This window comes from Nocardioides okcheonensis, assembly GCF_020991065.1.
GTDB classification, from domain to species: domain Bacteria; phylum Actinomycetota; class Actinomycetes; order Propionibacteriales; family Nocardioidaceae; genus Nocardioides; species Nocardioides okcheonensis.
This window is the reverse complement of the sequence record NZ_CP087710.1, coordinates 545,809-557,448: the sequence shown is the minus strand read 5'-3', so window position 1 is coordinate 557,448 and position 11,640 is coordinate 545,809. Positions and strand designations below refer to the sequence as shown.

Here is an 11,640-nt window from a genome sequence, read left to right as displayed (position 1 = left end):
GCCGTGAACTCCGATCGGCACTACCGTCTCGTCATGGACGACCACAGCCTGTCGCGCCTCGCCGACATCTACCGTGACCTGCACCGCCACCCCGAGCTGTCGATGCAGGAGACGCGGACCGCCGCGATCGCGGCCGACTGGCTACGTGAGCACGGGTACGCCGTGCACACCGAGATCGGAACCACCGGGGTCGTGGGCGTGTTCCACAACGGGGCAGGCGCCACCGTGCTCCTGCGTGCCGACATCGACGCGCTGCCGCTCACTGAAGCCACCGAACTCGATTACGCGAGTGAGACGCCGGGAGTGATGCACGCCTGTGGCCACGACATGCACGCCGCCTGCCTGATGGGGGCCGCCGCCGAGCTCGTCGCCCACCGCACGTCGTGGTCCGGCACGGCGGTCGTGGTCTTCCAACCTGGCGAGGAGATCGGACAGGGTGCGCAGGCGATGGTCGATGGTGGACTCTACGACCTCGTGCCCCGTCCCGACGTCGTGCTCGGACAGCACGTGGCACCGCTGCCGGCCGGCGTGATCGGGCTGCGCTCCGGTCCCGCGTTCGCCGCCTCCGACGTGCTGAGGGTGACGATGTTCGGCAGGGGCGGGCACGGCTCGCGCCCGGAGACGACAGTCGACCCGGTGGTGATGGCCGCCTCGACCGTCCTGCGGCTGCAGACAGTCGTGTCGCGGGAGACCGCAGCCACCGACACCGCCGTTCTCACAGTGGGCTCCCTTCACGCGGGGACGAAGGCCAACATCATCCCGGATCGTGCTGAGCTCGCGCTGAACCTCCGCACTTACGACGAGGCCGTGCGCGCCAGGATCCTCGAAGCGGTGACGCGCATCGTGAACAGCGAGGCAGCCGCGTCGAGCGCTCCCGCGATGCCGACGATCGAACGGACCGAGGTCTTGCCGGCAGTCGTGAACGACCCGAGCGCGGTCGACATGCTGCGACCGGTCCTGGAGGACGTCGTCGGCCGAGGCCATGTCGTGGACCCCGGGACCGTGACCGGCAGCGAGGACGTCGGCATCCTGGCCGGTTCCACCCCCAGCGAGGGAGTGCCGCTCGTGTTCTGGCTCCTGGGCGGGGCGGACCCTGAGCTGTTCGCGCACCTGACGTCGGCGGAACAGGTGGCGGAGGTGGCAGCCGGCCTGCCCTCGAACCACTCGCCGTTCTACGCACCGGTGATCGACCCCACGCTCACGGTAGGCATCTCCGCGCTGACCGCGGCGGCCAAGAAATGCTTCGCCCGTGCGGGGGACACCGTCCAAGGTCCGCCACGGTCCTGAACGACCCTCGCGCCGCGCGGCGGGAGAGTGCGCACGGCCCGCGGTGGAGCGGCGGCGGGCACCGCCCGTGCACCGGTCATCCACGCTCGGTCAGTGCGTGTGCCTTGGCCCCACCATGGTCCTGGAGCCGGCGCGTTCGCTGCGTCAGCGCCATCCCCTGACAGCTTCGCGCGGTGAGCACCTCCTCGAGCAACCGGCGCCAGTCCCTCACCACCTCGGACTCTGGCTTCGGGCACCTCATGTGCTCATCCTGTCCTCGGTCCTGCTCGTCGAGCAGGGCCATTCGGCCCGTCCTCCTCGGTCCTGCATGCCTCCGTTCTCCATGCACCGTTCTGCCTGCCTCCGACCTTCATCCGTTCGCCTCGACGCCCACACCTCGATGCCGGCACTGCCGGCGGCGTGCCGTCGTGGTGGTGCGTGCCAGCACGGGCCGGGCGGGGGAGAGGCGTACCGCGACAGGTGACGTCCCGCTGAGTGGTGGAGTTCTCGACACCGTGCGGGTCAGTGGTTCTGATGCCGTCATGAGTTCGGGCTTGGCCACCTCCTCTTCGGATCGGTTGGCCACCAGGGCCATGGACCGTTCGGACAGGTAGCGGCGTTCGGCGCTGACCTGCCACTCGTCGTGGGCCTCGACCAGGACCGCGCCGGCCAGACGCAGCAGGGCGGCGGGGTTCGGGAAGACCCCGACGACGTCGGTGCGGCGCTTGACTTCCTTGTTGAGCCGCTCGAGCGGGTTGGTCGACCAGATCTTCTTCCAGTGGGCCACCGGGAACCCGGCAAAGGCCAGCAGATCGGTGTGAGCGTCGCGGAGCATCTGCTCGACCTTCGGCAGCTGCTTGCCCAGCATCGCGGCGATGACCTCGAACTGCTCAGTGACGTGGTCGGCGTCGGGCTGGGCGAAGATCGTGCGGATCGCCGCGGCGACCATCTCCTGGTTCCCCTTCGGTACCACCGCGAGGACGTTGCGCATGAAGTGCACCCGACACCGCTGCCAGGCGGCACCGAGGAACACCGAGCCGGTCGCGGCCTTCAAGCCGGTGTGGGCGTCGCTGATGACCAGCTGCACCCCGCCGAGTCCGCGGGCCTTCAACGTGCGCAGGAACGCGGTCCAGAACGCCCCGTCCTCGGAGTCGCCGACGTCGAAGCCCAGCACCTCGCGTCGGCCGTCGGCGGTGACGCCGGTGGCGATCACCACGGCCTGGGACACCACGCGGCGGTTCACCCTGGCCTTGCAATAGGTGGCGTCGAGGAACACGTACGGGTAGTCGATCCCGGACAGGGACCGGTCCCGGAACGCTCCGACCTCCTCGTCGAGGTCGGCACAGATCCGCGACACCTCCGACTTGCTGATCCCCGAGTCGGCGCCCAATGCCTTGACCAGGTCGTCGACCTTCCGGGTCGAGACACCGTGCACCGTCGCACGGTGGCCGCCTACGTCGCCATCAACACGACGAACAGCGGCCCGAACTACACCACCTTACGGGACGTCACTCCGCGACACCCCCGCCCAGATCCCGCTAGTCGAACAACCGGGTCCAGCCGCCGGTCACGAGCGCGGCGTGTCCTGAGCGGAGCCACTGCCGAGGGACGAGTCGGTCGCGGCCGCTTCGCCGGGCGTCGTCCGGGCCTGGCCGCGGGCCCCGGCGCGCTGGGCCTGCTCTCGCACGCTGGGCGCGGCGGCGGCGTGTTCCCTCATGCGCGGCACCTCGTTCTCGGCGGTGGTGAGGTAGCTCTCCCAGCGCTGCTGCATGGGTCGGACGAGACCCCCGCCCACGCCGACGATGAGGATGCCGGCCACGGTGGCCAGGATGGCGATCAGAACGGGCGTGGTGACGGTGGTGGCGACGCCCACCTGGTTCAGCGCGGCGACGATTCCCAGGAACAAGACGAAGGCGGACGCGATGTTGGCGATCGTGGTGCCGTAGGCGAGGCCACCGATGGTGCCGTCGATGAGCGTCTTCACGGCCGCGGCGATGGCCGAGGCAACCACGATGATGATGATGGCCACGACGAGGCTGGGCAGGAACACGATGACCCGCTCGAAGAGGTCGCTGATCGGGTTCGGTCCGAACACCCCGAACGCGAGCTGGAGCACGAACAGCATCAGGGTGTAGTAGATCAGCTTGGCGACGACGTCGCTCGCGTCCTCCTTCGAGCTGGACAGCGCCCTTCTGACGCCGCCTCGCTCGACGGCCCGGTCGAAGCCGACTCGCTCGAGGACCGCGATTGAGTGCCTGCGCGATGCCCTTGGCGATCAGCACACCCACGATCAGGATGAGCAGGAACAACAGCAACTTCGGCATGAACTGGGCCACGAGCCCCGTCCCGTCACGTAGACCGTCTCGGAGGGCGTCTTCCATGGTGATGCTCACTTCCACGTGAATGGCCAGCCTCTGCCGACCGCGATGTTTACGACGTAAACCTCACATCCCCGACCGGTCGACGGCAAGCCTTCCGCCCCCGTAGGGATAGGTCAGCCCGGCCTGCCCGGACAGGACCGGGACCGCCCGACCCTGGGAGTACCCCCGAGCGGAGATCTCACCCGGGCGGCCGTCGCGCGCCGAGCCGGACCTTGTCAAGGGCACCGGCGCGGGGCCGTGCGGACGCGGTCGGCAGCCACACGGCCCTGGCTGGTGACGGGCCGCCCGTCGCCAGCGCCAGTCCCTGTGCTGGTCCCTGTGCTGGTCCCTGTGCTGGTCCCTGCCGCCGGTCGTCGGAATCCCTCGGGTCGACTCAGTTTTCACTCACTGCCATCGCCGCGGTCGAGGCTCGGCGGTGTGGACGAGGATCGCCCGCCTGAGCTGGGCCAACTCGACCCGCAGGGGCCATGGCTGACCGGCACGAAGGCCGGCGAGAGCGCCGCGCAGGTAGACCCCCAGGGTCTGTGGGCTGCTATCGACTATCGAGCACCACAAGAGCGCGGTCCTCATCACCAAGACAGAGCAGGACAGAGCAGGACAGAGCAGGACAGAGCAGCGCTGCCGGGCCTGGTCGGTGACATCACGGACGCGCCACCCGCAGGAGAGGGGGATCGTCTCGCAGCTGCTGAGCTCGCGATCAATGCGCGAGCTGACGCCCGGCTTCGTCCGCTCGGCGACGGACACCACCACGTCGACGTCCGCCGCGAGACGTGGACGTCACCATCCCGCAGCACGCCGTGTCTGGCGTCCCGTGTTCGTTACGGCTGTATCTCGAAGCGCCCGGGGGGAGGCGGACCCATGAGGGCTTCGACCGCTCCAAGCAACCTGGTGCCCCCGAACGGCTTGCGCAGGAACGATGCGCGACCGTCCACAACGACGTCCATTCGGGCCACGCGATGGTCGGCCGACATCAGCAGCGCGCGGGTGCGCATCCCCGAACGATGCAGGTGCGCGACCACCTCGGCGCCGCCCATCCGGGGCATGTGGTGATCGGTGACCAGGAGGTCGAAGACCCGAAGGTCCAGAGCGCGTTGAGCGTCCACCCCGTCGTTCACTGCCGTGACCTGGTGGCCGGCCCGGCGCAGCAGCATGACGACAATCTCGCGGATGTCGGTGTCGTCCTCTGCCACAAGCGTCCTGGTCACCTCGCAACTGTCACAGGATCCAAGGGCGCAGGCTGCGTCAACCCGGTGTCGACTGTGAAGCAGGTGTGAACCCTGACCTCACGGCACGGCGAGCGCCAAGTGGCCGCCGTCAAGGGCGTGTTGACCCCAGCGCCAGTCCGATTGCCAGTCCGAGCGCCAGCCCGAGCGCCAGTCCGATCTCGGGGGTCGACCACGGGTTCACCGCACGCCATGATGACGCCATGTCGAGCCGCCACGTCGAAGCCAGTGAGGGTGGTCCCCTCACACCGTCCGGTGCCGGCGACGTCGAGTCCGTGATGGCGGCAATGCCGCACGACGCGGTGATGGTGGTCGACCCCGACCTTCGTCTGCGGTGGGTCGGAGGACCTGCGCGAGCCGAGCTCGGGTTCCCGGCTGTGGGCGATCGTCTCTCGACAGGGCTGGAGCAGCTGCTGGCCCCTGCGATCCGGGACGCGCTCGACGGCCGCCGCGGCCGCCGCGACATCGTCTTGGGGCGGCGGGTGTACGCCGTCGATCTGACCCCGATGAGCCCGACGGGCGCTCCGGGCACGCCGTCCGCCGTGCTCGCGCTCTGGGCGGACGTCACAGCAGCGCGCGAGGAACAGGCGAGGCTCAAGAAGTCCGAGACCCAGCTGCGGCTGACGCTGGACAATGCCCCTATCGGAGAGGCGCTCGTGGAGCTCGACGGGCGGTGGCGCTGGGTGAACGCTGCGCTCGTCCAGCTGACCGGCTACTCGGAGGCCGCGCTGCTGGGCACGACCTTCCAGGAGATCACCCATCCCGACGACCTTGCCCTCGATCTCGACCTGTTGCAGCAGCTCCTCGCGGGCGACATCGAGACCTACCAGATGGAGAAGCGCTACTTCACGGCGTCCGGCAGCATCGTATGGGTGCTGTTGTGCGTGTCGCTGGTCAGAGACGACAGCAACGAACCGCTGTACTTCGTCTCGCAGATCCTCGACATCACCGACCGCAAGGCACGAGAGGCCTCGCTCCGCGACCTGACCTCGATGCTGGCTCACGACCTCCGCCTGCCTACGACGGTCATCGCGGGCTACACCGAGCTCCTGCTCAACGACGACGAGTCATTGAGCACGGAGGGGCGGCGCGGTGTGGTGAGTCGACTCAGCCGTGCGGTTACCTCGCTCGAGGACCTCCTGTCGAACTCCCTCACCGCGTCGGCGCTCGACGCTCACGGCATGATGGCCGTGCCGGAGGAGATTGATCTGAACGCCCTGGTCCGGGACGTCGTCAGCGGCATTCCTCATCCGGGCGTGTCGATCGACATCGCCGTCTCCAATGGAGCGACGGCCTGGGCGGACCCGCAGCACCTCGATCGCGTTCTGGCCAACGTGGTCAGCAACGGCGTGAAGTACGGCGGCAAAGACCTCAGGATCACCTCGCACGCCGAAGGGGACCGGGTGCACCTGTCCGTGGTCGACCATGGTACCGGCGTGCCACCCGACTTCGTGCCGCGGATGTTCGACCGCTTCACCCGGTCGGACACGGCCCGAGGTGGCCACCAACGAGGAAGCGGGCTCGGCCTGCACATTGTTCAGGACCTCATGGTACTCAACGACGGGTCCGTGACGTACGAGCCGACTCCGGGCGGAGGGGCGACCTTCGTGTTGGACATGCCGGCCGGCGCACGTGCGTGAGCCGGCCATGGCCAGCGGTTCCAGCACCGTCGTTCCCATGGGGACTACTCTCGTCCTTGGGAGGCACAAGGTGGACTCGCGAGGACCGTCGAACCTGCAGCATCTTTTCGACATCGTGGTTGCGGCACGAGTGGACGTGGAGATTGCTCGAGCCCGGCCGGTGCACTCGGGTTCTCCGCCGGGCGATGCGGCGCGACGGCGGCTGTGGGCTGCACTCGAGGACTACGCGGTCGCCCTCGCCGAGGCGGGCTTCCCCCTACCGCACGATGTGTCTAGGGACCTGACGGTGTACCGGGCGATGTACGACCCGCGCGGCGGAAGAGGTCAGGAACAACGTCCGAGAGGCCAGTCGACGGACCCCGCCGCTCCGCTAGGCTAACCGACGGCACGATGCGGTCGACGGGCCGAGCTGGATTCCGCGACCAAACGGTCCGGACCAGACACGTTCGTCTTGACCCCGCGCCCCCTCTAGAAGGCAAATCCCAGCAGACGCCGTCACGACGTGGCCGCGCGGCGCGGCTGGTGCGCGATCACGCTCGACATGGCGCTGGCGAGAACGGATGACGTGCTGGACCATGTCGCCGCGAGGCGACGCTGCAACGGCTGCGGCCATCTCCTCGCAGCGGGGTCCAGATCGACGCCGGGACGTCGTCCGCGCCGATCGGTAGCACGTCGGCGCGCGCGAGTGGTCGATGTGCCATCGACGACTCTCCCCACGAGAACCTGGTGGACGTGCACCTGGTGGCGGACGGTCGACTCGCGGCTGCAGTGAAGTGGCGCAGGGTGGGGCGCGGCACGACGGTGTGCAGCGACGAGGCAGCTGTGCACGTACCGGTGACGTCTCCTGCCGCGCACGCGCCTTCGACGCGGCGCATGTCACGTGGGACTCGGACCCGGTTCGCGAGCTGCCGGAGGGCTCGGCTCAGCGGCGGCGAGGGTCACGTCGACGGGGTCCCTCTGGTTGTTCGGGCGGTCGCCGGCTTCGATCAGGCAAGGAGTGACCGCCGCGACCATCATGGCCAGGACGACTGGCCGCGGCTTTCTGACTGGCACTGCAAGCCCGCCGCGGACAATCCACCCGATCGACAGCACGACGCTATGGGTACGAGACACCGGACCAGCATCCGCTGTCCCGGCGTCTGGCGCTCGTGCCGCCGACGAGGAGGTGTGAAGATCGTGTGGGGCCGTGACCGGTAGCCGCGCTGGTGGCGGGGTGATGCGACCGACTTGCTGCACGTCGTCTGCACAACTGTCTTCCGCTGACGAGCGCACCGCCGCTGGTCGAGGGGGCACTCTTGGGTCGGTGATCCTGTTGAGCGCGGGCTCGTGGTTCGAACCTGCGCACAACAGGTATCCCGGGCCAGCTGCCTGCGATCCACCCGTGGCTGAGCCGAGTTGCGAGGCCCGCGCGACCCAATGTGCCGCGGCCGGGAGCACCCCCGCTCCTTGCCACGCACCGCTCGTCAAGCGTGCCAAGGCACAGGCCCTCCGGTTGCCGTGGTTCCGCGGCATGCGAGGAACGCTTCACCTTCTCCCGGCATTCGCAAGCGGCTCCAGTCCGTCACCGACACGGTCGCGTCCGCGACGCTCAGCGTTCAGGACACCTGACGACGGGTGCTGGCGCGGCGGCGTCGCCCGCTTGCGACAAGTCGTCGTGACCCGACTCCGTTTGGTCAGTTGCACCGTGAACCGACCGCCGAGTGCGCCCCGCCGAGGATCTCAGTCGGCGGGGAGGTCGAACGTGAAGGTCGTGCCGACGCCTGTCGGTCCGCTGGCGCAGGAGATCGTGCCGCCGTGCCGTTCCACGACGAGGCGACACAGCGTGAGTCCGATGCCGGTTCCGGCAACTGTGCCGGCCGTGCCTGCGCGACTGAACGGTTCGAACACCGTCTCGTGCTCATGCTCGGGGATGCCCCTCCCGTTATCGGACACGGTGACGACTACGCGGCTCGCCCGGCGCTCAATGTCCACATGCACATGTAGGGGGCGCTCGGGCGCGGCGTACTTGACGGCGTTGCCCAATAAGCTGGCGAGGAGCTGTCGAACTCCGTGCTCGTCGCCGCGCACGATCGGTCCGGACGGCCCCCGGACCTCCAGGGACGGGACGCCGAGCAGGTCGCCGACGTCTGACACCAGGCCCCCGGGTCCGCCCAGGCTCAGCGGCTCCAGGTGCAGCTCGGCGCCTTCTGCTAGGGCGTGGTCGAGCATGTTGTCGATCATTTCCCCGAGGTGAACCGCTCCGATGAGTGCCCTGTTCAGCAGCTGCTCCATCTCTTGGGGTGAGGGCGCCCCCTCGGTCAGCTCGTCCATGGCCATCGAGAGCCAGCCGCGGACAGCCGTCAGGGGTACTGCGGAGGTCGTGTGCTGTCTCCTCCGCGAACTGCGCGAGACGGAGCGAGTCAGCTCGCTCGTGCGTGACGTCTCGGTAGACCACGAGGGCCGCAGCCCCGGACGGATCATCGGCGACATCATCGAGCCGGGTGGCGCGGACCGAGATCGTACGACGGTGTCCGTCGTCGAGTGGAACGAGGACGTCGTGGGCCGACACGTCGCCCTCGGCCAAGGCGCGTCGAGACGGGTAGTCCGTCGCCGGCATCGGCGAGCCGTCCGTACGGAGAAGTACATAGTCCGCGGCGTTCGACGCGGTTGCGGCGGACGTGCGAGTGAGTAGTCGGCGTGCTGCGCTGTTGGTTCGAGTGACCTTTCCCGAGGCATCGATGAGCACCATCCCGTCGGTCATCGCCTCGTTCATGGCGTCGAGCACCCGAGCCCGACCCGCGGCCGTGCGTTCTGCATGAGCGAGCCGGACGAGGACGGCTTCTCGTTGATCGCGAACGCTGCCGAGCGCCAGCGAAGTGACGAGCGCGACCATGACGAAGCCCTGGGTAAGAAGTGCGGCGACCGCCATGTCGGCGAGCCCCGAGAAGGGTCCGCGTCCGTTGAGGGTCAACCACACCGCCATGGTGCCCAGCGTTGCGGCATGAACGGCGGCGGCGTAGGTCGAGAACCTCACGGCGCACCAGACTGACAACGGGATGGTGGCATAGGCGAGGGGGAGTGGGCTCGAGAACACCGACAGGTACACCGTCAGTGAGACGGCCCACAGCGCTGCCAGTTCGACTCGCGCTGGCACGCTCCTGGCTACCACGCGCTCGGCGTGGCCGGCGAAGCGCTCCCACGTCAGGTGGCCGACGCTCCCGACGACCATCACTCCGGCCACCTGGCGACCGAACCACAGGGTTGCGTCCTGCCACGTGACCGTGCCGCTGTCAAGCAAGAGTCCAGCGACGCCGACCAGCGCTCCCGCACCGCAGGCGAGGATCACGGCCCCGGTCCCTCTGGCGAGCAGGTGCAACGAATGGATGCTCGTGTGCCCGGCAGAGCCGAGCAGCTCAGGAAGCCAGCGCCGGAGCAGGCTGACAGCCACCGCGGCCTGGACGACCGTCGACACCGTCGCCGCGGCAGCGAGGGTCGGCGATGCGCCAGTGATGAGGAGGACGGCCACGTGCTCGACGGCAAGGACTGCGAGCACGGGACGCGATCGTTTGGACCACAGGAGCCACAGCACGGCGACGCCGGCGGCCGGCCACACGAGGCTGACGGTCCCCCCCGGTAGGACGGTGGCGCGTCCGAGGAGCGACGCAAAGCCATAGGCGACCGCGAAGAACACCGCAGCGAGCCGCCGGTGGCCGGCTACGCCCAGTCCGACGCCCGTTGACCCCGTCACGCCTCCTCGCTCAAATCACGGCCTTCCATGGCGTCGATCTCGTTCGCCACGTCGTCAAGCAGGCTTATCACCCGTTCGGCGGGCTCGCAGTCCCCTCCGGGATCCGTGCTGGTCTGCAGCCATCGGCGCAGGTCATCGCGGAGGAGATGCAGCCGTGTGGCGAGGTCGTCGACTGACGTAGCGGGCAGCGGGGCAGGGGCGCTGACCCATCGATATCCAACTCCGGTCTCCGTTCGGATGAAGGAAGGGTCACGGGCGTCGTCGCCGAGCTTCGCGCGCAGGGCCTTGACGTGGGCCCTCAAGGACGGGTGCGTCTCGGAGCCGGCGTGGGATCCCCACACGCGCGCCGACAGCCACCGACGCGTCACGACGCGGCCGGGCTCTCGACTCAGCACGTCGAGGATCAGCCACTCGGTCTCAGTCAGACGCACCTCGCGAGTGCCGCGGTGGACGCGTCGAGCTCGGTAGTCCACCTCCACGTCGGCGAACCGACGACGGGCGACACCTTGCTGGGATGCGTCGAGACGACGTTCGACGACACCGATCCGGGCTCGCAGTTCGCTCACGTCGAATGGCTTGTCGATGAAGTCGTCGGCACCTGCATCGAGCGCTTCGGTTTTGCGGCGAATCTGGCGGCTGCCTGAAACGACCACGATCGGTGTGTCGGTCCACTGCCGAAGCGATGATATGACGGCCGTGCCGGGCACGTCGGGCAGCCCAAGGTCGAGAAGGATGACATCGGGTCGATGAGCCGCCGCCATCTCCAAGCACTCGCGCCCACTTCCCGAGACCAGCACGCCATGACCGAGAGCAGGGAGAAGTTCCGAGAGCATCCGCTGCGCCAGCGGGTCGTCCTCGACAACGAGAGCGAGCGCCATGAGCAGGACGATACGTCCGATGCGCCGGTCTCGGAACAACTTCCGATCGCCTTCACGCCGGCTTCACAAGGATGGTGCGCCAGGGCGCACATGAGGACGCATCGCCCGCGAGGATCGACCCATGGCGAAGGTGCTGGCTGCCGACGACGACCCGGACGTGCTCGACCTCGTGGCGACCCTGCTGCGGCGCGACGGCCACCAAGTAACCACGACTTCCGACGGCCGGGACGCCCACCGGATGCTGGTGACGGGCAAGTTCGACCTCTGCGTGCTGGATCACGAGCTGCCCGGGATGGAAGGTCTCGAGGTGGCAGCCACCGTCCGTGCCAGCGAGTGCAAGACCCGCTTCGTGCTCGTCTCCGGAACCACACGGCTGAGGTACTGCCATCCCGACTCGGTCGACGCCTTCGTCGAGAAGCCCTTTGACGCCCCGGGGCTGCTCCACGTCGTGCGCCGGCTCCTCTCCTTCTGAGTGTGGGTGGTCCCGAGTCCTTCCGGCAACGGGCGCACTAGCGCCCGGTCGCG

7 protein-coding genes and 2 pseudogenes are annotated in these 11,640 nt (G+C 68.6%); 3 read left to right on the top strand and 6 right to left on the bottom strand.

What is annotated here, in order from left to right:
- Window positions 1–33: 33 nt before the first annotated feature.
- Window positions 34–1,287 (top strand): amidohydrolase, encoded by a 1,254-nt coding sequence (locus tag LN652_RS02555; protein ID WP_230443144.1) that lies wholly within the window; start codon window positions 34–36, stop codon window positions 1,285–1,287.
- A gap of 562 nt (window positions 1,288–1,849) precedes the next feature.
- On the opposite strand, the pseudogene LN652_RS02550 reads toward LN652_RS02555, so the two are convergent.
- From LN652_RS02550 to LN652_RS02540, 3 genes and pseudogenes are all read right to left on the bottom strand, one after another.
- A pseudogene (locus LN652_RS02550) lies at window positions 1,850–2,707 on the bottom strand (IS256 family transposase); the annotation flags it as partial.
- Between the two features lie 126 nt (window positions 2,708–2,833).
- Window positions 2,834–3,391: a mechanosensitive ion channel family protein gene (locus LN652_RS02545; protein ID WP_230443143.1), complete on the bottom strand. Its 558-nt coding sequence runs from the start codon at window positions 3,389–3,391 to the stop codon at window positions 2,834–2,836.
- Window positions 3,392–4,465: 1,074 nt separating this feature from the next.
- Window positions 4,466–4,852 (bottom strand): response regulator, encoded by a 387-nt coding sequence (locus tag LN652_RS02540; RefSeq protein ID WP_230443142.1) that lies wholly within the window; start codon window positions 4,850–4,852, stop codon window positions 4,466–4,468.
- Window positions 4,853–5,073: 221 nt separating this feature from the next.
- On the opposite strand from LN652_RS02540, the gene LN652_RS02535 reads away from it, so the two are divergent.
- Window positions 5,074–6,510, top strand: a complete 1,437-nt coding sequence (locus LN652_RS02535) for a sensor histidine kinase (protein WP_230443141.1) — start codon at window positions 5,074–5,076, stop codon at window positions 6,508–6,510.
- 1,719 nt (window positions 6,511–8,229) lie between these two features.
- Here the strand turns inward: LN652_RS02535 and LN652_RS02530 are convergent.
- The 3 genes and pseudogenes from LN652_RS02530 to LN652_RS02525 form a co-directional block, all read right to left on the bottom strand.
- Entirely contained in the window at window positions 8,230–8,820 is a 591-nt protein-coding gene (locus LN652_RS02530; protein ID WP_230443140.1) for a sensor histidine kinase, read from the bottom strand.
- A 571-nt stretch (window positions 8,821–9,391) separates the two neighbouring features.
- Window positions 9,392–10,180 (bottom strand): annotated as a pseudogene (locus tag LN652_RS22105) (MASE1 domain-containing protein); the annotation flags it as partial.
- Window positions 10,181–10,233: 53 nt separating this feature from the next.
- Entirely contained in the window at window positions 10,234–11,115 is an 882-nt protein-coding gene (locus LN652_RS02525) for a response regulator transcription factor (protein ID WP_230443139.1), read from the bottom strand.
- A 121-nt stretch (window positions 11,116–11,236) separates the two neighbouring features.
- On the opposite strand from LN652_RS02525, the gene LN652_RS02520 reads away from it, so the two are divergent.
- Window positions 11,237–11,587, top strand: coding sequence for a response regulator (locus tag LN652_RS02520; RefSeq protein WP_230443138.1), 351 nt, complete (start codon window positions 11,237–11,239; stop codon window positions 11,585–11,587).
- The last annotated feature ends 53 nt before the right edge of the window (window positions 11,588–11,640 follow it).